Genomic DNA, 20,775 nt, shown 5'->3' with positions numbered 1-20,775 from the left:
TCGTACTTCTATCTTATGATTTCAAAGTCTATTAAACAGGACTTACGCAGTTTACCCGTTTCACCGTCGAAACAAGCGGTTCTAAAACCTGTGGGGGCGACTGAAGTCGCCCCCACAGGTTTGCATAAGTCCTGTTAAAAATAGTAGTGGGTTATTTAAATGCGCCGAAATAAAGGCTCTATTTTTAAAAAACGCCAGCTATTCCTAACAAGGCAATAGTCGGTGCAATTTGTAAAACAATCTGATTCCACCGGATACCTTCAGCCCGGTCTACGTAAATCACATCGCGAGGCTGCAGAGGGAAACGATCCGCGAGCAATAACGCATCCGGCGACTTTGCATCTAAATGAAAGATTTCCGGCTTGCCCATGCCGCCTCTAAAGACGAATATTCGCGCAGGATCTGATTTTTCCTGATTCACACCGCCGGCATCACTGAGCGCTTCGGTCAAGGTCATGCGGCCCTTGTTCATGAATATACTGCGCGAGCTGCCCTCTGTTTCGCCCAGTACAAAGATTTTGTTGAAGTTGTTATCAGGGACGTTCAACACATCGCCCTGCTTAAGCATGACATTTTGAGAAGTGTCTCCGCCTTCATAAAGGGCGAGAAGATTGATTTTGTAAGTTTTGCCCCCCCGGGTAAGGGTAATATTGCGCATGTCCGCATCGGTCTTGACTCCGCCGGAATTGTTGATCGCTTCAAGGACAGTGAGAGGGATATCCTTCACGGTCTGAATCCCTGGCTGATTGACTTCCCCTACGACATAAACCCTCTGGCTTCGATAACTGATCACCCGAACATCCAGTTGCGGGTTTTCAATGTATTGTGATAATTTCTGGATCAGCTCGGCACGGATATCTTCGACGGTTCTTCCCGCGGCTTTTACGACGCCGGCATAAGGGTAAAAAATAGTGCCATCTTCACCGACAACATTTCCTGCAGATTCGGCAGAACGGAATTGGCCGGCAGGAATTGTCAATTCAGGGTGTTCCCAAACGGTAATGTTAAGAATATCCCTGGGGCCGACGATATATTGGGTATAAGGCTCCTTATCGGGAGTGCCGGGCACGGCATTTGACCCAATCCGGTAATCAAAATAGTGGTTGGCAACGTTATTCGGTCCTAAACTGCGATTATTGATGTTTTTTTCTAAATCAACAATAAGCTGCGCGGTAATGGTTTTAATGTTGAGCTTTTTAAGCAGCGTTTCATTATTTTCCGTAACCGGTAAATTCACGCTGGATTTATCGGAAAACGGGTTCATATGCATGCCCGGTATAACCGTACATCCGGTGGTAATTAAGACAAGCAGGCTGGAACACAATTTTTGTAACATAATCAGTTTAATTTTTCTTGATGCATGTGAACTTAAATGCATATCTTTGCATGCGCATTGTCATGGTTGCAGGTATGCATATTTTTTATTTGATAATAAATAACAATAACTTATAGTTTCTCAATCCATTGAGCTACTCCCTGCTCAATTAATTTCAGCGTCGATTCGAAGACCTTTAGATCCTGTTTGTAAGGATCCGGTATATCAAATCCGCCCCATTCGCCCAATCTAAATACTTTGCCTTTTGCAGTAGGCTCTTCGGCCTCAATAGATGTTTTATGGGACGATTCCATCACCAGAATTAAATCGGATTTCCTGATCATTTCCTTATTCAGCTGACAGGCCCGGTGAAGTGAAATGTCTATGCCTTTGCTTTGCATTAATTGACAAGCCGCAGAATCCGGTTTTTTGCCAACTAGCGCATTAAGGCCGGCCGAGCTGACTATGCAGTTTTTTTTATCAATATCATTGAGGGCTTTTCTTAAAAGGCTTTCTGCCATTGGGCTACGGCATATGTTTCCTACGCAGACAACAAGTATATTGCTAAACATGTAATACCTATTTTTTGGTTATTATTAATTATGCTGAATACGATTAAATTTTGCTTTTATAAAAATAGATATTAGCGGCTTTATATTGTTTTAATAAACAACAATATTATTTAGTTGGGTTGGTCGCACTAATTATTTTTAATACTATTAAGTCATGTGAGAAATTGTAAAAAACCTTTTAATGATTTAGAAATATACGTTTTAATGCATTTTTATTAGAAGGTTGTAATATGAGCCAGACCAATATATTGAATATCTGTTTATGATCCCAATATTATCGATGCCAAAGCCAGCCTTGATTAATGCTTGTGGAAGTTGAGAAAATACTAAAGCAGATTGTTGAACTCTGGCTAGGGGAAACTCCTTTGGAATTCTCACGGTTTGGGCAGCCAGCTCTACGCCTCTGGTCACACTAGGCCTTGACATTAAGCAGCTAATAATGTTACGGAAAAACATAGAGACATATTATACAAGGATAAATAGGCATTTTGTTTTGGCTAGTCCTCAATTTTTGAAACCGAGATTCCTCTTCAGAAGAGAGATTTTTGATTGGCGTTGATGCAAGCAAATCCATTACCTCTCTAAAACTGCAATCCTTATAATCATAAGCTCTCAATTATCAGATTGGTTTTTCTCACCTCTTCAGCCTATGTATAAATGCCTTGCATACGAGGTGTTTCAACAAATACCGGCTAACGGCAACCTAAATAATTGAATTATGCGACTTTGATATTATAGCGAAAAATACAACATATACGCCAATTTTCGTTTAAAAGTGATAGATTTGACAAATATGGGGCCACTCAAAGTTGAGTATAATAAAAGGCATTGAATAGCTGATGTTACGCATCAGTTGAATTGAGACGAACTTAAAAAGTAACGCCAGTGCGATGGTAAACTGTAGGGTCGAATTCACTTGTGCCCCTTGAGGGTATTCGACCTGGGATAAAAGCCCGTGTACAGGCCTCTGTAGTGCGAATGAATTCCCACCTACACACACGCATCCCTGTTCAGGCGACGAGGTCACTGTAAGGATCGGTTTAACAACTTAACCTGCAAGCCGTCTGGCTGCGGCGAATTTCTGCTCGATTGAAAGGCATGCAAGGAAACATCGCATGCCAATTAAAGAAAGGCGTCCTTGCTGAGCATGATGCAATATGGAAGATAAGCGATCCCTCAAATGCCGGAAAATGCTCAGCAAGCTCCCATTCGGTAATGCAGCTTCAGTTTGACTGCGCTGTTTGCCGTGACAGAATGTCTTGAATAGCCTTCAGATATTTCTCGATGACAATCCGCTCGTCAAATTGGCGTTCCATTTTTTCACGGCCGCGCTGCCCCATCTCACGCCGCTGCTCATCGCTGAGCGACAGCATAAGCTCCATTTTTTCTGCCAGGTCCCCGGCATCGCGCAGTTTGCAAAGAAAGCCGTTATGCCCGTCATCAACCACTTCGCGGCAGCCTACTGCATCAGTGGTGATGATAGGCCGGCCCATGGCGGCGGCTTCCAATAAAGCACGCGGCGTGCCTTCCCTATAGGAGGGCAGAACAACACAATCCGCTACCGCTATTTCAGGGCGCACGTCATCGCTCACCCCAAGATAATTCACAATCCCTTCCTCTACCCAGGAATCCATTTGTTCACGGGAAATCGCAGCGGGATTTTGGACATCCACAAACCCAAGCAAGCAACACTCAGCCTGCGGCCAGCGTTTGCGTATTATTCTAGCCGCTTCAACATATTCCCCAACGCCTTTGTCCCACAACATTCTGGCAATCAACAAGAAACGGAATTTCCGATCCGTGCCGGTTAGGGAATGGCTCGGAGCTACCGAAAATTTGGTCAAATCAATGCCGGAACCCGGCAAAAGATCCGTGATTTCAGCCCGAACCAGTCCGCCCGTCGTGAATAATTGGCGGTCATCATCGTTCTGGAAAAATACTTTCGCCGAACGGCCCAGGGCTAAGCGATAAAGTCTGCGGACAAGTTTGACAAGCCACCCGTCCCTGATGAATACAGCCCCAAGGCCTGCAATATTGTTAATAACAGGAATGCCGAGCGCACGAGCAGCCAGTGAGCCGAACACGTTCGGCTTGACGGTGTAACCCAGATAGACATTGGGCCGCTCACGCATAAACAAGCGCAAGAAACGCCAAAACAGCAAGGCGTCACGCCCTGGATGCGTGCCTTGGTTGTCCATTTCTAACGGCAAATATCGACAGCCAAGATCAGGAAGCTGTAAGGCGTGGTCGTCGTAGGGCGCTACGGCGACGACTTCATAACCTTCTGCAGCCAGGGCACGAATGAGGCCAGCCCGGAAGTTTAATAAATTCCAGGCTGTGTTGAGCGAAATCAGAATTTTCATTAGCCCTTCTTAAATTTTAACCAAACGATGAGCTTGAGATTGCAAAAATCAACTTGATAGGAAGTATGCATTTATAACAGGTGTTATCGATCACCAACCGGAGCGATCGATATACGACAAAAAATAAAATACATGATGTCTTGCATATAAAATATTTCAGCGATATTGGTTGATAGCGATCTGAAATAATTAAATTATGCGGCTGTTTGCCTATTATAAAGATAAATATAATAAATTTGTCAAATATAGTTAAAATTGATAAATATAATAATTAATGTCAATAGAAGTTAAGAGGACAATATGGACCGCGCACTGCGATTAAGAAGGAAACATTGAATGGTATATTCAGTGTGGGAGCGATGCTATGACGTAAACACACTTAATCATTTCCAGCCAAACTATTTCCAGGGTAGCTGGATCCGACCACCAGTGATTTCCTGGAGAAAGCAAAAAATTATAATCGTCAGAACTTATTACAGTAAATGAAACGTTGCTATGTTTAAACTCATTCGAAAAAGTTAACGAAACCCGACGTGTATGATAGGGATCGGTAACGACCAAAAGGGATTTAATACCATGCTCAAGGCAATAGGTCTTAACTATGCTAGCATCGGTAAAAGTAGATGTTGAGCCCGAGAGAATAACAACATTTTTACCATCTAATACGCAATCTTTACAACCATTATGAGTAACATGCGCCCAAGCGCTGGTTTCTTTATCGATTAGTAATAATCGATGAGCAAAGCCCTGATCATACAGATTGAGCCCTTTGCGTAAGCGACTTCCTGGGTCACCGCCCAAGATAACAATCATGTCAGCGTTAACCGGTCTGTTCTCAACTACCAGCCAGTAATCAATTTGTAATATAAAGTAAGCCGCTATAACACAGACTAATACAGTTCCTAAACAAAAACCAACAACAAATTTAAATCCTTTGCAATGCTTACTCTCTGGATACATCAATATAATGTTAATCTACTCAGTAGTGAGTGATTCAATTGTTTAAAAATTTTAAACATATAAGATATTCATATAATTAAATGCCCAAAACGGGGTCAAGTTGAGGCTTTTGATGAATACAGCAAATGAAAGCAAGATCAGATGAATCAATAAGCATCTAATAATCAAAAATTAATGTTCACCTTCCAGCCATGCCTGAAACATCAATATATTCCAAAGCAAAACTTGCCCATTGCGTTTGCCTGAGAGATGTTCCTGCCATAGCTCACGTACAAACGATACATTAAAAAAACCTTCTTGCTGGAGACGATTTTCATTTAATAAACCTTCAGCCCAGCTCCGAAGCGGTCCCCTTAGCCATTCACCCAGAGGGATGCCAAAACCCGTTTTGGGTCTTTCGATAAGCTGTTTGGGTACATACTGATACAATACCTGTCTTAATAACCATTTAGTTTGGCCGTCACGAAACTTCATCGATAAAGGCAGTGACCAAGCCAATTCAATGATATTCTGATCAAGAAAGGGCACCCGTGTTTCTAAACTGACAGCCATCGCAGCGCGGTCAACCTTGGTTAAAATATCGCCGGGTAAATATGTCATGCCATCCAGATACATCATGTGCAGCTTGGCATCAGAAAATGACATGTTGAGTCCGGATTTAACAAGCCAGGTTAAAGGTTCTTTAGCGTTAATAAGCGCTTGTTCCGGATGCTTAATTTCAGATATCAGGCTATAGTACAAATCTTCAACACGATCTGCCGACTCTAGCCGTATCGCCAGTTTGTCGAGTTTTTGGCCCATATTGGCAGGTAAAGCCACAACTTTGCCGATTTGCTGAAAGATGCCTTCCCATGCAGCAGGCCCTATCTTACTTATCAAGCGGCCTGTCGCTTGCCTCATCCCGAAGGGCACTTTGGAAACCTTATCCCATTGATCAGCCAATATATAACGATTATATCCGCAAAACAGCTCGTCTCCCGCATCGCCGGACAAAGATACCGTGACATGTTCGCGCGCCATTTGCGCTACTAAAAAGGTAGGGATTTGAGAAGAATCGGCGAAAGGCTCATCATACATACTTCCAAGCTTGGGTATAACTTGCATACTATCAGCCGGCGAAACGTAAAGTTCCGTATGGTCTGTCTTAAGATGGGCAGCGACGGCCTGGGCATATTCGGCTTCGTTATAACCCGCCTCAGAAAAACCGATCGAAAAAGTCTTGACCGGACGATTGGATTGCGCCTGCATTAACGCCACAATCGTCGATGAATCGATGCCGCCTGACAGAAAAGCGCCCAAAGGCACATCCGCCATCATTTGCAGGCCAATGGACTGCTTCAATTGCGCATCCAGGGCTGCGATGGCTTCCATGTCCGAGCCTGCAAAAGGTTGCGCGAGACCTCTCGCGACAACATCTTCCAAACGCCAGTACGCTTTAGGCGTTGGCATGGTTAACGGATTGAAGTCCTGATTAAGCAGAAGCTGAAGATAGGAGCCAGGCAGCAGTTTATGAATGCCTCTATAAATGGAATAGGGCGCCGGTATATAGCAATGTCTGAGATAGAGGCAAATCACATCACGGTTAATTTCACCGACAAAATCAGGATGCGCTTTAAGCGCTTTCAATTCTGAACCAAACAGAAAAGTGCTATTTTGAAAGCCATAGTAAAGCGGCTTTTCGCCCATGCGATCCCGTGCCAGAGTCAGTGTTTTTTCCTGTCTATCCCACAGCGCAATGGCGAACATGCCCACTGTTTTTTGCAGCGTTGCTTCAATGCCCCAGATTTCAAATCCCGACAGTAGCGTTTCCGTATCGGAATGCCCGCGCCAATATCGGCTGGTTATTTTTTCCAGTTCCGCACGTAAGCTGAGATGATTGTAAATCTCACCATTAAAAACCAGTACATAGCGCCCAGAGGACGAAACCATAGGCTGATGGCCTGCAGGGGAAAGATCAACAATCGCCAGGCGACGATGCGCCAGTGCAATGCCTGAATTTTCATCCACCCATATGCCGTTATCATCGGGGCCTCGATGAGCAATACGATCAGCCATTCGTTCGGCAACAGCAGAAGCAGTGTCAGCAGAAAAATTTTTGGCTTGCCAAAAGCCAGTCAATCCACACATTAATTTATTTACCTTGAGAATTTCAGAATAAAGTTAACTTTATTCATAATTAGAGCTTTATCTTGAGATTTACGATTTATTCTCGTCTTTTTGATGATCAGGCACTGGCCGCATCTATTAGCAGCTTCGTTAATTTAGGCCCGGTAACCTGAATACAATAGTGTTGTTCGACTTTCTGCCTGCCCGCCAACCCCATGCGCTGACGTAGACCTTCGTCTACTAACAGCATTTGCAGTGCTTGCTCCCATTGCTCAGGCGTTTCGGCCAGAAAACCGTTCACGCCATGCTCAACGATCTGGCAATTCACTCCCACAGGAGAGGCTACCACCGGCAAACCGCAGGCCATGTACTGAATGAGTTTGTAGCCGCATTTGCCGCGCTCGAACGGCTCGTCCACCAGCGGCATGATACCGATATCGAAACTGGCAATAGAAGATGCCTCAGTCTTCTCAGTCCATGGGATGGACTCCATGGGCAAGCCGAGAGATAGGGCATCAATGCCAATCGCAGTAAAGCGTGCTTGACCAGCGGATAGAAGGCGCTCAAAAAGCTGTTTATAAGGTTCAAGAAAAGATGCTGTGCTGCGCTGACCAATCCAGCCGACACAAGGCGGTAATGATTTATCTGTCGCTGATCTTTGTATAGGAGCAGGGTAGCGGTCCAGATCAATTACCGTAGGCAAAATCTCAACATGCTTAGCTCCAGACTGCTTAGCAAATTTGGCCAAATACTTGTTGCCCGTAACGACTAGGGCCGCGCCTCGCATCAATGCAGGATGTTTATCACCTAATATAGTTTTCACTAGGGGATTGCAGTGCAGGTCGTAATAGTGGAAAACGGCGTCGTCATAGTCCAGAATAAAAGGAATACCGTTTGACATTAACGCTCGCTCGATCCAAGCTGGCAACCAGGGGAGAGCCTCTTTTTCAATCCATACTAGATCAAACGATCCGCTGCCTAACAATGCTTTGATTCGTCCAGCATATGCCAGTGCTACGTTGCCCAGTTTACGGCTGTTGCGTTGCAATCCTGATACATAAGTATCTGAAAACAGAGGTGAAATAGTCACACTAACGTCCGCCTCCTCTAACCAAGGCAGATATTGCAAGAAGCGGACACGACTGCTAGCCCCTAGACGATTGTATCGAGGCAATAAAAGTAATCTCATTTGTATCTTGTAAAACAAATAGGAATGGATAGATAACGGGCTGTGTCCTTATCAATTGATAGCTCTCTCCAGAGCATAGTTATCAACAGGTTTAGCATTGAATGAGAAATCTGTCGTGTAAGAACATCAGCCATCCGGGCAATGCAAATACGTGTGATGCTCGAAATTCCGATACGGCGATTTTGTGTTGGTTATTTGCATGGTACCGATAGCGCCACCAATTGATTGACGCCCTTACTCGCAAACGCCAAGGCAGAATCGATTCCAACATCGCGGCATATACTTCCATTGCACTGCACGGAGAGCTAGCCCTAATGCGTCGACTACTGGCTGATAATCCCTCTGGCTGATAGAAACATTCTATCCATGGGCTATTGATGAACAATGTTAGGTGAGTCCGATCAAGATGGTACCAAAGCCAGCTTTCAGCCATGAAACGTTCGCCTGGTATATCCGGGAACGGATGCATTTGAAGAGCTGTTCTGCGTATTACCTCGGCTGTATCAATCGGGTGTTGAGAAAGCAGCCATTCAGCATGACTACAAGGATTAGTTGGCATTTCGAAACTATACTCTATGCCAAGCTCCGGGAATTGTCTCAAGGCACGCACGAGTCCGATGCGAGGGTCGCTATTAACCAAGCGAATGGTTTCTAACACTTGATTGATTGATCCATTGACCAAGTAATCGTCACTGTCGACTATCATGACCCAATCACCGTTAGCCCGCTCCGCAGCCAAATTAATTGCGCGATGCTTGCCACCGTTCTTGACAAGTATGAACCTGATCAAGTCCGGGCGCTTGTCAGCAAATTCCGCCAAAACTGCTTCAGTGTTATCCGTAGATCCATCATCAATCACCAGCCACTCAATTGGGTCATCTGGATGAACCTGTGAACAGATTGAATCGAACACTCGAGGTAGCAGATTGGCTCGATTGTAAGCCGGAGTGAAAATTGTCAGTAATACTTTCTTGTCTTGTATCTGACTCATCACAATCCCTCCGGCATGCGAATGAATGAACCAGTATAAAACTGCAACATTACTACGTTGATCAACATGATTGTTCCAACAAAATATACCAACATTTTTCGGCTGCGCGTTTCTATGACTTGGAGCAATATTACTAGCGGCAATAGAAACCAGGAAAAGGCGGAAAATCGGTCAGCGAATGGCACAAAAGAAAACAAATGGTAAATAATATTGAGGCTTAAATAGAGCGACAGCCACCAGCCAGATCCCATGTAACTGAAGATGGGTGCTTTTTTTCGCAACAGCCATCCGGTAATCAGTGGCAACAACGAGAAGAGAAAAAAATCAGCGCGAAAGCCAGTTCGATAAGCTATCTCCTCATTATTATTGAAGTAAATTTCATGCGTCTGGCGAAGTGAAATTAGTTCTGGAAGAGCTGACATAATTGATTCATTAAGGCCACTAGCCGACAAGCCAACAGCCACGAACAGCAGGCCCAGCACGAGCGCCCAGCGCATTCGGCCACTTGAAACAGATTGACACATTGCTTGATGTAAAACAGTAACCCCAACGCCCAGCCATGCCCCGGAATGCCAAAATGGAGCTAGCAGAAGCCAAGCCCATGCCGTTAGCTTTTGTTGGCGGAAGCCAACAAAAGCCATTAGTAGGAACACGAGGGAGAGTCCTTGGCGTAGTCCACTCGAAGCATATGCAATGAAGAAGGGGTAACCCATATAGCACATCAGAAGGATTGATGCGCCGATTGGTCCTGCTAGCTTGTAAACCGACGACAGGAACACACCCATAAAGATCAGGAGCGTAGCACCGAATAGTAACCATTGGCTATCGCCCAACTGGCCGGTCGTCCAGTTGAGTAATACATAAAGTGGATCTGATTCGCTCTGATAGTTGAACGCGTCCTGTAACTCCATATTGCGCAATACAAGAAAATATTGGTAATAACGCCACGAGTCACCTATCACTGGGCGCAGTAATAGAGCTAGAAATATTAAGGTCGTGGTTATGCCGGCAGTGAGCACGAGGCCAGAGCGAGCATATGCATCCCGCCTTTCCGAAAAATGCACAACAAACGACAAGCTCAGCAAGGCATACGGAATCAGCAGGAAGTGCATTCTATAGCATCCAGTTCTGCATTGAGAGGTAACATTGCCGCCGCACGCCGGCCTGCTGTTAGACCGCGAAGCGTAGCCAATAGCGGCCTTGGGGATTGATCCAATCGGCTATAGGAAAGGCCAAGCATCAGCAATCGTAACAGTGCCGTTGGTCGATGCCATGGCTTAAGGTGTCTAAAAATCAGTATGCTGCGGTTGTGGGCTAAACCAAACATATATTTTGGCCAGTCCTTTGTGACGCGGCATCCTCCCATCGGAGCTGCAAGATGCAGCAACCTCGCCGATGGCTCGAACCAGGTACGCTTGCCCGCTTTATAGAGGCGAAGCGCGAGTTCGGATTCCTCATAAAGTGCAGCACCAATACTAAGTACTTCGTCAATCCCTCCGACCGCGTCAAGCACTGATCGGCGAATGGAAAAGTTTCCTCCCGGCGCGTGCAAGCACCAGCCTGAGGTAGTTGCGCTGAAATTACGCGTAGCTGTGGCTGTCCACCAATTGAAAGAACCGGTTGGCAATTGGCAAGGCTTGTCGCCCGCCGCTTCGTCGATTCCACCGGCGACCATGTCGGCACCTGTCTTGATGTGGCTATCAAAATGAGACCGCACAAGGCCCGATCCCGTCCTGATATCGTCATCAATGTATAGCACCACATCTTTTGCTGCGTGTCGCCATCCAAAATTCCGAGCTTGTGGAAGCCCCTTGAAATTGGCTTTGAAATAACGAATTCGTGGCTGGGTGCTTTGTTTTGCCAGGGACAGGACTTCTTCATTGATTTCGTCTGATTGATCAACGATAAGTATTTCGTAATCATCAAACTGCTGTTTCAGCATATCACGCACTGTATCAGCCAGTACTGCTGCGCGGTTGATGGTTGGAATCACGACGCTGACACCGCCGAGAGAGTTTTTTTCAGGCATCTTTAACATCCACTACGTTCAATAATTTCGACACATAAACCTCCCAAGACCCTTTGGTCAACGCGCGTTGTCGACCGCGTAAGCCCTGTTCCTTGAATGAAGAAACATCCATGCTCAGACGCTCTAAGTGTAACTGCAGAGCAGTCACATCGCCTTGTTCAATTAGCCATCCCCCTTCGCCCTCCTCCACGGCATCAGGAATTCCTCCCGCTGTAGTGCCAATGACTGGCACTCCAGTAGCCTGAGCCTCCAGAAACACCATACCGAATCCTTCTACGCCTCGTGCCTGAGGATCTTCCTTTGTACATAGCACAAACAAGTCTGCGCAACCGTATAGCGTGGGCAAGTTTTCATCTGCCACAAATCCAAGCCAGGTTATTGAATTGCTTAGTCCGAGAGAAACCGCTAGCGCTTTCAATGAGTCAAGATGCGGTCCACGGCCAGCTATTACGTAATGCAATGTTTCTCGTCGCTCAGCCGGCATTTGCGCCAGTGCGTTAAGTACCAGATCGTGACCTTTATAGGCATCCATACGTGATACGCTGAGAATGATTCGACGATCTGTAGGCAAATGAAACTGTTGCTTCGCCAAGAGCTCATCTTCGACAGGTTTGAAACGAGTAGCATCGACACCCGGTGTGATCACTACGGTATTGGCTTCTGGACTGATAGCTTGAACCAGACGTTCGGTATAGCGACTGTTGCAGATTACAGCGCGAGCCGATGACAGCGCCTTACGTCGCAGCCAATTTTTGACAAAGTAACGTAGCCCGCCAGGATAGGGCATCACTTCGTTACCATGTGCCATCAATATGCTGTTTGTGCGGCATGCTAAATAAGCCAGTGCTCCTTCAGGACTCCACACTGTTGACAATACTGGAATGCTGGAAGGCAATCCTCGCAAGTAGCCAAATGTGGCAATGTCGCGCTGCAGTTTGGAGCGCGGTACCTCTTGTGTGGAAATTTGAGGGCGAGCGAGACCCGGACGCCTGTCTGCTGAAAGCGTCAGCACTTCGATCTGGCGATCACGTCGAGACAACTCATTGACGACAGCGCTGACAAGGCGACTAATGCCACCATCGTTGGGAGGATAGTCGTAACTTAGTATGGATAATGTAGACATCAATTTTTGTTATAAGACTTTGACTTTATTGTTTGAATTGCTTTATTAATAACTGCTCACTCATCAATTAGGGCAACATATGGGTGAGAAATATTCCCTCATTCGGCGAATAGTCGTAACTAAACATCAAATAAGCAGGTTTTAAATTCAATTGTTATGCAGTAGTTTAAATATCTGGGCGAAGTCATTTACTTGGGTCTTTGCAAGATAACGAGAACAATAGTCAGTTGGCTCTAACCTTAGCTCATCGTTAAAAAACTGCAGCATTAACTGGGCATTTTCTTCACTATTACCATCAAGAAATAAACCTATTCCCGCTTTGCTTAATTCTTTTCGAGCTTCGCTTGGATCAGGAATGATAGCTAAAACAGGTTGCTTTAAAGCAATGTAATCTACCATTTTAGCAAAGTTATTCCACCAATGGCTGTATCTGCCGCTAATCAATAAACACGCTTTTGAAGCAACAATAAGTTTGTAAAGATCAGTTTGAGGTATATGGTCAATGTAGCGTATTTTTTGCTGCATACCATATTTTATAACCAATGGATTAACTAATGGGTAATTGATTTCTTTTCTACCTATGATATAAATATCTGGAATAATATTTTTATCATCCGCTAATTTCATCACATGTGAAAAACTAGCAAAAAACTCTTTTCCATAATCAGCCTGAAACTCTCCTGAAAACAAAATATAATTTTCTTTTTTAGTGACTTGTTCAGGTATATAAGCTTCGTCTAAGCCTGTTGGTATAAAGACAAAATCACGTTCAGATATATCTAAAAAGTCACCATAAATCATGGGATAAGAAGATGATAATACTGTAACAACATCTGCTTTTTCTAAAGTTTTATGTATGAGATTTTTACGGTTTTTATTAATGCGATTAGAGGAAGTTATATATCTGCCAATAAGGAAAGGATCTCTAAAGTCAGCAACCCATTTGTAGCCTTTTTCTTTAAGTGACAGCCCGATGTTGCTCATAGTATAAGGAACTGAAGTTGTGTAAAACACCTGAATATCATGCTGTTGCATTATTTGCAGCGCCTTTTTAGTAGCTGAATTGCGCCATGTCCAGTATGCATCAGGGTTATTAACAGCACTGACAGCATGAGAATAAGTCTGACTTAATATCTTTTTAATTTTCTGTTTTGGAGATGGTTTTATCTGAAGGTTAACATTATTCTCTTCAGATCTTTCTGGTTTTAATTCGCTTTTAACTGCCTTAAAGCTTCTATCCTTGCCACCTAAAGCCATTCGGATGCCTCTTAAGGTCGGCTCTATGTAACGGGCATAGTGGATTTCAACACTATCAGGAAGATCAGCTAACAAGGACAGTTCTTCATTATAAAGATAATTAATATCAACCGTTAATACATGCACTTTAAAATTATGATCAGCTAGATATTTAGCTAATTTATAAACTCGGAAAACGGCAGCATGAGTTTGGGGGGCGAAATAAGGCGTAATGAGAAGGATAGGCTTCATAGGTTATTCTGATATTTTTATTAAGCCAATAACGTTGGTTCGATAAAACGTTATTAATAACAATAATGTACTTATTATAATTAAGCTAATACGAACAAAGATATTTAGCAATAACCCAAAATCAGATAAATAATTAATAGATAACCACCAAGTCAGAGTTAAAGATAGAATAGATATAATGGTTACAGGCGTTAAAAAAATGATCGTTTTTAACAATGAAATGCCAGCAATATAATGCGCAAATGCTAATGCCGAAAAACTTAAAATAATACCCATAACTAAAGAATAACTCCAGGCGACACCTACAGATCCCCATTTAACACCAATAAAGAAACCGGCACTTAAAATAATAGCCGAAATGATACCCCAGTAGAACATTGGCTTACTCTTACCTTTGGCGGTAAATAACCAACCCATAGTGTTGTACAAAGGTTGCGTTATACCTGCTATCGAGAGAATTTGTAGAAGAGGAATAGCATTATTCCAGCGATTCCCATATAGTAATAATATAATATCTTGAGGAAAAACTAGAAAATATCCAGCTATGGAAAAACAGAATAATGCAATTAAACGTAAAGCTCTCTTATAGTAAAGGTGGAACAAAACTGTATTGTCTTGATGCTTTGCTAATACAGAAACCATTAAACCTGTCAATGCGCCAGTTGTTAACATACTAGGAAGAGTCATTATGAAATAGGCTTTCTCATAAAAAGCCAGCTCTTCAGCTCCTAAGGTTTTAGCAATTAAAATACTGTCCAAATTTCTGGAAAAATAATTAACAGCTCCAAAACCTAGCAAGCCGCCGCTGAATTTAACCATGTCCATAGTTGGTGTTTTGCTACAATAGAATTGTAATGGCATTTTGGCTATAGCAAGTGTCCCTAAGAGTGTAATAATTCCCTTAATCAAGGTTTGGACAGCCAAAGACCAATACCCAAAACCTGCATAGGCTGCATATACGCCGCCTACGCCTGCTGCCAGCAATGCAAGAATATTAATCACCGCAATTTCACGTAATTTTAATTGCCTTTTTAACCACGCAGTTCCAGGTACAGTCAAACCAGTGAGAATAAAATTTATACTCATTATGGCAGTTAGATTAGCTAACTCATCATAGCCATAAAAATTTGCTAACAGAGGAGCAATTAATAGGCACATAAGTGCCATCAAACCGCCTAAGCCAGCATTAATCCAAAATAAATTTGATACAGCTGCGTCACTAATTTCTTTTTTCTGAATAATCGACCAAGCCAAACCTCCGTCAGCGAAAATCATAAAAAAAGCGGTTACTGTGGAAACCATGTTAAACAGGCCGTAATGCTCAGGTAAAACCAAGCGGGCTAGGATCGCGGTAAAAACTAATGACAACGAATAATTAACAAATTGAGATCCAATTGACCATACCGCACCATGATTAATTTTCTTGCTCATTTATTAACTTTTTATATAGTTCAATATTTTTATTAAAAATGTCAGTGTTTGAAAAGTTTTGTAAAACTCTTTTCCGCCCATCAGCACCTAATTGTTTGCGTAATTTCTCATTTACTAATAACTGACATATTTTTTGGCTGATATCATGTATGTTATTAGGATCACAGAGATAGCCTTCCTTATCTGCAATTAACTCAGGCCCACTTGCACAAGATGAATAAATTGTAGGAACTCCTAAAGCCATTGCTTCCATTGGAGCTAGGGCAAATGCTTCTGAGTAGGATGGATAGATAGCTAGGTCTGAATTAGCCAGCATGTTTTCCATTTCTGTTTTACTGAGATGTCCAGTAAAACTAATCGAATCAGTATTGTCGCCCGCCAGCCTTTTGATTATTTTTTGGGCCGATTCACCTTGATACAATACATCCTTGCCGATCATGATTAATTTTGCTTGAGGGTATTGTTTTTTGACCAGCGGCCACGCTTCGGCTAGAGAGAATACTCCTTTCTTTTTTACTAAGGAACCGCTATAGGTTATCGTGTACGTTGGCTCATAGTTTTTTTTACAGCGACTTTCATGCGGCAAGATAACTGTATTATAAATAACAGATATATTTTTCTTTATAGAAAATAAGCGTTTAGTTTTATTTGCAGTATATTCACTAACTGAAACAATAGTATTTGCTCGATTTAAAGAGAGTTTCTCCAATAATCGAGTTATAACAGAAACTTTCTCGCTCATTTCTGCAGCAAAATAAGTCAAGGATCCGTGCAGCCGAACTATTACCGGAATTTTTAGTTTTGGCCAGCCAGCAGCCCAACCTTCAAAATCAGGTAATTCAATTAGCTGTATATCACCCTGATCAGCCAATTTTTTAACTAAGTGAAATATGCGAATTCTATTTCTATATGTCGCAAATTTTCCTTTATCTGATGCCAATTTATATACAGTCAACAAACCATTATGCTCGGTCGTGCATTGATCGTTTTCCAGGTCTCCATAAATACCAATTACTACTACATGACAATTATTTTTGACTAAATTTTCAGCTAGTTCACTTGTGAAAACACCTATGCCGCCACATTTTCCTGGCGGAAATTCATTGCAGATAAACCCAATTTTCATTTTACACGCCAGCTCTAGTATATTTTTTTAGGCACAAACGTTTTCCATAATCCATAAAAGGTTTTTCTATTAAATGAAAGCAAAGCACTGGTAAAATAAATAGGCTCATTAGGAACACCATCCATCCTATTAATGATTTACCAAAAAGTTCAAATCCCAAATAAATAGCCAACATGTGTGACAAATAGATACCATATGAGTATTTTGATATTGTCGAACACATTTTCTTTAAATAAGGATTAAAGTCGTCTTTGATGATAACCAGTGTAAAGCCAACTAAAATTGCACTTAAAATTTGAATAAAAAAATTATAATTCAATATCCTTGAAAATAAAATTAATCCTAAAATAGGCCATATATAAGCAAAGTTTAGTTTTTTACCGCTGAATTCTTTTTGAGCGTAATATGCCATTACTCCTGGAATAAAACAAAGCCCCCATTTGGTATAAGCAGGAATTTCAAAGTAACTGAACAGTTTATTTATAGTATCCATTTTGTCAGTGGCGACAAAAAAACTAAGACACAATATGAAAAACAAAAAAATACCTCGCCATTTTGAATCTGTATTTCCAATATAAGTGAAAATTATAGGTAACAATAAATACATTTGAAATTCATAAGGTAAACTCCACAATGGTCCTAAAATATCTTTTTCAACTGTGAAGTTTTGAATTAACAATATATTTTGGATTAAACCACTTACGGATACATATGCTGGAAGAAAATCTGTTCCATTTTCAAAGTAAGAAGGTATATTAAAATGGTAATACAATATCACCGCTATAATTGCTAAAGGATAAATACGAAAAAATCGTCTTGTTATAAAGTCAATATATAATTTATTACTTGTTTTTTTTAAACGATCTAGTGAAAACATTAAGACATAACTGGTTAATACAAAAAATATTGCAACACCTGTCAAGCCCAATAAACTTGGTTTTATAAATTTAAAGAAAACAGGATTGCCCCACCAAGTTAAAGTGTGTGCTAGGACAACCAAGAACACAGCAATAGATCGCCATAAATCTACTATTGCAAACATACATTATCTACTCTTAAAAATTTCAATTAACCGGCCTAAGATGCTTCTATTTGTTTAGTAATTTACTATAAATATTTTCAATATATTGATCTGTCATCCTTTAATTGCCCGATAAATATTATGTTTCGGTGCATAAGTTATTCGTTTCTGTACTTTTAAAATTTAAGTGTATAAATATCTGAATTGGGGCATATAGATATCGTCCACTATAAAGTCTCATTTAATTGCATGAGATTGTGAAAAACTTGGCTATGTGTCTTTAGTATTTTTGACCAGATTACAATTTGGATAGATTTAATTGATTTATTTATAGTTTTCTATCAGCAATATCATTAACATACCATTTAAGCGCTTCCTTAATCCCAGCTTTAATACAATGGCTAGGGCAATAGCCCAACAGATTTTTAGCTTTGGATATATCAGCAAGCGAATGCCTTATATCTCCTGCACGAAAATCTTGATAGATGGGTTTGAAATTCTTCAAATGCGAATACTCGTTTTCCAGGCCCGCTCTTATTAATTCGAACAAATCGTTAAGCGTGGTCCGATCACCAACAGCTACGTTGTAGACCTGATCAGCAGACTCATCACCGGCGACAGCAGCCATAATATTGACTTGAACGGTATTATCTATATAACAAAAGTCTCGGCTTGTTTCTCCGTCGCCATTAATATAGACCGGTTTATTGGTAATCATGGCCTCGACCCATTTAGGTATAACGGCTGCATACGCGCCGTTTGGATCTTGTCTTGGTCCAAATACATTGAAATATCTCAGCCCGATGGTCTTGAATTCATAATTCCGGGCAAAAACCTGGGCATACAGCTCATTGACTAGCTTGGTAACTGCATAAGGTGAAAGTGGGTTGCCTATGTTATCCTCAACTTTGGGTAAACCTGGGTGATCACCATAGGTAGAACTGGATGCAGCATAGACAAGGCGTTTTACTTTAGCATCCCGCGCGGCCACCAGAATGTTCAAGAAACCGGAAATGTTGTTGTCGTTGGCATGAATGGGATTCTCAATTGAGCGCGGTACGGAGCCCAAGGCAGCTTGGTGGAGGACATATTCGACGGCTGTCCCTTCACGCCACACCATGGCGCGCTGGCACTCTTCTAGGTTGCGGATATCGCCTTGGATGAAGTGGAAGTTAGCCCACTGTTCTGGTGTAACCAGTGATTGTACTTCGTCTAGGTTGCGTTGATACCCTGTGGCAAAGTTATCTAACCCAACGACTCTCTGATTGAGTTTGAGTAGCGCTTCGAGCAGGTTGCTGCCGATGAAGCCCGCTACACCAGTAATGAGCCAAGTGTGGGGATTGGCGATGAGGTCTGTTTGAAGTTTTTCGTATTGGTTGTTTGATGGCGCGATCATTTAATTATTTAATTAGTTTTATAGGATATTCAATTTTTGCGATTTTTGAAGATTCAGCAGGTTTGCTAGTTTTCTTTTCTTTTTCTTTGCAAAACCTAAAGGATAGAGGAAGGTACTTATTCTTCAAAGCATCCGTAAAGAACGGATAGCTATATTGGTTGGTTGCATCACATCCAGTTCTGTCGATCAATTTAGCTAACGGTCGGGCATCGCCCCATGTGGAGCCGTCTAGTCTTAAACTAAACAACTGCACACAAGCTTGCTTCCTGTTAGCTGAAAGGCAAGTTGGGATGGAGTCTGCTCATTAGTCAATTAGGAGCATTACTTCTAAACTCCCTCGACTAAAGTCTTCCATCCACTTGATTTGCAGGAAAGAGATATTTCACGTCGAACAATATGGAATTCGATTTACCTAATGTACGAATTTTTTCCACACCCATTTCAACAAACTGTTTGTGCGATACCGCCAGGACGATTGCGTCATAGTGGCCTTTAGTCAATTCGCTAACAGGTGTTATTCCATATTCGTGCTGCGCTTCGGCGGCGTCTATCCAGGGGTCATAAACATCCACTTGAGCATTGAGCGCTTTGAATTCGTTGATGATGTCCACGACTTTGGTATTGCGCAGGTCAGGGCAGTTTTCCTTAAAGGTCAGACCCATTACCAGGATTCTGGCATCGACAACATGAATGCGCTTTTGCGTCATAAGCCGCGCAACCTGGTCGGCCACGTAAGCGCCCATGCCGTCATTGATGCGCCGGCCGGACAGGATGACTTCGGCATGGTAGCCGAGTTCCTGTGCTTTGTGTGTCAGATAGTAAGGATCGACGCCAATACAGTGTCCGCCTACCAGGCCGGGCCGGAAAGGCAGGAAGTTCCATTTGCTGCCGGCTGCTTTTAATACTTCTTCGGTATTAATGCCCATGCGGTTGAATATGAGGGCCAGCTCGTTGATGAGTGCGATATTGACGTCGCGCTGGGTATTCTCGATGACTTTGGCGGCTTCCGCCACTTTGATGCTGGACGCCTTATGCGTGCCGGCAGTCACGACGCTGGCATAGAGCGCATCGACATAGTCGGCTATTTCCGGCGTGGAGCCTGAAGTGACTTTTTTGATGGTGGTGAAGCGATGCTCTTTGTCGCCGGGATTGATGCGTTCGGGGCTGTAGCCGGCAAAGAAGTCGACATTGAATTTAAGGCCGGAAATTTTTTCAATGACCGGGATACAGTCTTCTTCGGTAGCGCCGGGATAGACGGTTGATTCGTAAATCACTACATCGTTTTTCTTGATGACTTTGCCGAGCGTCTCGCTGGCTTTGATAAGCGGCGTGAGGTCAGGCCGGTTGTGTTTGTCTACGGGCGTGGGTACGGTGACAATAAAAGTATTGCATTCCCGAAGTGTTTCCAATTTTGCAGTATAGCGCAATTTGACAGCTAGCTTGAGTTCATCATCGGAAACCTCGAGAGTCCGATCTTCGCCCGCCTGGAGTTCTTCAATGCGTTTTTCGTTGATATCAAAACCCACAGTAGGATAGTGGCGGCCAAACTCGACAGCCAGTGGCAGGCCGACATATCCCAGGCCAATGACTCCAATTACGGAGTGATTTAAGTCTTTTTTCATTTAAATACTCGGTTTATTTTTCTGAATAATTCTATAAAGGCTT

General features: G+C 42.7%; 17 protein-coding genes. All 17 read right to left on the bottom strand.

The window, feature by feature from the left end; genetic code table 11:
- Nucleotides 1–184: 184 nt before the first annotated feature.
- Nucleotides 185–1,270 carry a polysaccharide export protein gene (locus ACTNE6_RS12245; protein WP_331818880.1) on the bottom strand — a complete coding sequence of 362 codons (1,086 nt, stop codon included), beginning with the start codon at nt 1,268–1,270 and terminating at the stop codon, nt 185–187.
- 176 nt (nt 1,271–1,446) lie between these two features.
- On the bottom strand, nt 1,447–1,887 hold the full coding sequence (locus ACTNE6_RS12240) for a low molecular weight protein-tyrosine-phosphatase (RefSeq protein ID WP_194971358.1): 441 nt from the start codon (nt 1,885–1,887) through the stop codon (nt 1,447–1,449).
- Nucleotides 1,888–3,110: 1,223 nt separating this feature from the next.
- Nucleotides 3,111–4,250, bottom strand: a complete 1,140-nt coding sequence (locus ACTNE6_RS12235) for a glycosyltransferase family 4 protein (RefSeq protein WP_442496923.1) — start codon at nt 4,248–4,250, stop codon at nt 3,111–3,113.
- Between the two features lie 345 nt (nt 4,251–4,595).
- On the bottom strand, nt 4,596–5,210 hold the full coding sequence (locus ACTNE6_RS12230; protein ID WP_442496922.1) for a YdcF family protein: 615 nt from the start codon (nt 5,208–5,210) through the stop codon (nt 4,596–4,598).
- A 171-nt stretch (nt 5,211–5,381) separates the two neighbouring features.
- Nucleotides 5,382–7,337: an asparagine synthase (glutamine-hydrolyzing) gene (gene asnB, locus ACTNE6_RS12225; RefSeq protein ID WP_442496921.1), complete on the bottom strand. Its 1,956-nt coding sequence runs from the start codon at nt 7,335–7,337 to the stop codon at nt 5,382–5,384.
- A 97-nt stretch (nt 7,338–7,434) separates the two neighbouring features.
- The gene (locus tag ACTNE6_RS12220; protein WP_442496920.1) at nt 7,435–8,406 is read right to left on the bottom strand and encodes a glycosyltransferase family 4 protein; all 972 of its coding nucleotides are present in this window, start codon (nt 8,404–8,406) and stop codon (nt 7,435–7,437) included.
- A gap of 190 nt (nt 8,407–8,596) precedes the next feature.
- Nucleotides 8,597–9,496: a glycosyltransferase family 2 protein gene (locus ACTNE6_RS12215; protein WP_442496919.1), complete on the bottom strand. Its 900-nt coding sequence runs from the start codon at nt 9,494–9,496 to the stop codon at nt 8,597–8,599.
- On the bottom strand, nt 9,496–10,608 hold the full coding sequence (locus tag ACTNE6_RS12210) for an EpsG family protein (RefSeq protein ID WP_442496918.1): 1,113 nt from the start codon (nt 10,606–10,608) through the stop codon (nt 9,496–9,498). The genes ACTNE6_RS12215 and ACTNE6_RS12210 overlap by 1 nt, the downstream gene beginning before the upstream one ends.
- Nucleotides 10,593–11,525, bottom strand: coding sequence for a glycosyltransferase family 2 protein (locus tag ACTNE6_RS12205; RefSeq protein WP_442496917.1), 933 nt, complete (start codon nt 11,523–11,525; stop codon nt 10,593–10,595). Before ACTNE6_RS12205 ends, ACTNE6_RS12210 begins: the two co-directional genes overlap by 16 nt.
- Entirely contained in the window at nt 11,518–12,648 is a 1,131-nt protein-coding gene (locus ACTNE6_RS12200; protein WP_442496916.1) for a glycosyltransferase family 4 protein, read from the bottom strand. The genes ACTNE6_RS12205 and ACTNE6_RS12200 overlap by 8 nt, the downstream gene beginning before the upstream one ends.
- Nucleotides 12,649–12,795: 147 nt before the next feature.
- A complete protein-coding gene (locus ACTNE6_RS12195) occupies nt 12,796–14,136 on the bottom strand; it encodes a hypothetical protein (RefSeq protein WP_442496915.1) in 1,341 nt (446 codons plus the stop codon).
- A gap of 3 nt (nt 14,137–14,139) precedes the next feature.
- Nucleotides 14,140–15,567: a lipopolysaccharide biosynthesis protein gene (locus ACTNE6_RS12190; RefSeq protein WP_442496914.1), complete on the bottom strand. Its 1,428-nt coding sequence runs from the start codon at nt 15,565–15,567 to the stop codon at nt 14,140–14,142.
- Nucleotides 15,551–16,693: a glycosyltransferase family 4 protein gene (locus ACTNE6_RS12185; RefSeq protein WP_442496913.1), complete on the bottom strand. Its 1,143-nt coding sequence runs from the start codon at nt 16,691–16,693 to the stop codon at nt 15,551–15,553. Before ACTNE6_RS12185 ends, ACTNE6_RS12190 begins: the two co-directional genes overlap by 17 nt.
- A 1-nt stretch (nt 16,694) precedes the next feature.
- Nucleotides 16,695–17,735 (bottom strand): acyltransferase family protein, encoded by a 1,041-nt coding sequence (locus tag ACTNE6_RS12180; RefSeq protein WP_442496912.1) that lies wholly within the window; start codon nt 17,733–17,735, stop codon nt 16,695–16,697.
- A gap of 307 nt (nt 17,736–18,042) precedes the next feature.
- Complete coding sequence (locus ACTNE6_RS12175; protein WP_442496911.1) at nt 18,043–19,110, bottom strand: NAD-dependent epimerase/dehydratase family protein; 1,068 nt, start codon at nt 19,108–19,110, stop codon at nt 18,043–18,045.
- Nucleotides 19,111–19,114: 4 nt separating this feature from the next.
- Nucleotides 19,115–19,363, bottom strand: coding sequence for a hypothetical protein (locus ACTNE6_RS12170; protein WP_442496910.1), 249 nt, complete (start codon nt 19,361–19,363; stop codon nt 19,115–19,117).
- 88 nt (nt 19,364–19,451) lie between these two features.
- The gene (gene tviB / locus ACTNE6_RS12165) at nt 19,452–20,732 is read right to left on the bottom strand and encodes a Vi polysaccharide biosynthesis UDP-N-acetylglucosamine C-6 dehydrogenase TviB (protein WP_442496909.1); all 1,281 of its coding nucleotides are present in this window, start codon (nt 20,730–20,732) and stop codon (nt 19,452–19,454) included.
- Nucleotides 20,733–20,775: the final 43 nt, after the last annotated feature.

It is taken from the genome of Methylobacter sp. sgz302048 (assembly GCF_052162025.1).
Taxonomy (GTDB): domain Bacteria; phylum Pseudomonadota; class Gammaproteobacteria; order Methylococcales; family Methylomonadaceae; genus Methylobacter.
The sequence above is the reverse complement of the archived record's forward strand: the minus strand, read 5'-3'. Positions and strand labels throughout refer to the sequence as shown.

Bases quoted from the DNA above. Each gene is read 5' to 3' on its own strand.
- ACTNE6_RS12200 (WP_442496916.1), bottom strand. From the start codon at position 12,648: ATGTCTACATTATCCATACTAAGTTACGACTATCCTCCCAACGATGGT.
- ACTNE6_RS12205 (WP_442496917.1), bottom strand. From the start codon at position 11,525: ATGCCTGAAAAAAACTCTCTCGGCGGTGTCAGCGTCGTGATTCCAACC.
- ACTNE6_RS12210 (WP_442496918.1), bottom strand. From the start codon at position 10,608: ATGCACTTCCTGCTGATTCCGTATGCCTTGCTGAGCTTGTCGTTTGTT.
- ACTNE6_RS12190 (WP_442496914.1), bottom strand. From the start codon at position 15,567: ATGAGCAAGAAAATTAATCATGGTGCGGTATGGTCAATTGGATCTCAA.
- tviB (WP_442496909.1), bottom strand. From the start codon at position 20,732: ATGAAAAAAGACTTAAATCACTCCGTAATTGGAGTCATTGGCCTGGGA.
- ACTNE6_RS12230 (WP_442496922.1), bottom strand. From the start codon at position 5,210: ATGTATCCAGAGAGTAAGCATTGCAAAGGATTTAAATTTGTTGTTGGT.
- ACTNE6_RS12180 (WP_442496912.1), bottom strand. From the start codon at position 17,735: ATGTTTGCAATAGTAGATTTATGGCGATCTATTGCTGTGTTCTTGGTT.
- ACTNE6_RS12185 (WP_442496913.1), bottom strand. From the start codon at position 16,693: ATGAAAATTGGGTTTATCTGCAATGAATTTCCGCCAGGAAAATGTGGC.
- ACTNE6_RS12175 (WP_442496911.1), bottom strand. From the start codon at position 19,110: ATGATCGCGCCATCAAACAACCAATACGAAAAACTTCAAACAGACCTC.
- ACTNE6_RS12240 (WP_194971358.1), bottom strand. From the start codon at position 1,887: ATGTTTAGCAATATACTTGTTGTCTGCGTAGGAAACATATGCCGTAGC.
- asnB (WP_442496921.1), bottom strand. From the start codon at position 7,337: ATGTGTGGATTGACTGGCTTTTGGCAAGCCAAAAATTTTTCTGCTGAC.
- ACTNE6_RS12215 (WP_442496919.1), bottom strand. From the start codon at position 9,496: ATGAGTCAGATACAAGACAAGAAAGTATTACTGACAATTTTCACTCCG.
- ACTNE6_RS12245 (WP_331818880.1), bottom strand. From the start codon at position 1,270: ATGCATATGAACCCGTTTTCCGATAAATCCAGCGTGAATTTACCGGTT.
- ACTNE6_RS12235 (WP_442496923.1), bottom strand. From the start codon at position 4,250: ATGAAAATTCTGATTTCGCTCAACACAGCCTGGAATTTATTAAACTTC.
- ACTNE6_RS12195 (WP_442496915.1), bottom strand. From the start codon at position 14,136: ATGAAGCCTATCCTTCTCATTACGCCTTATTTCGCCCCCCAAACTCAT.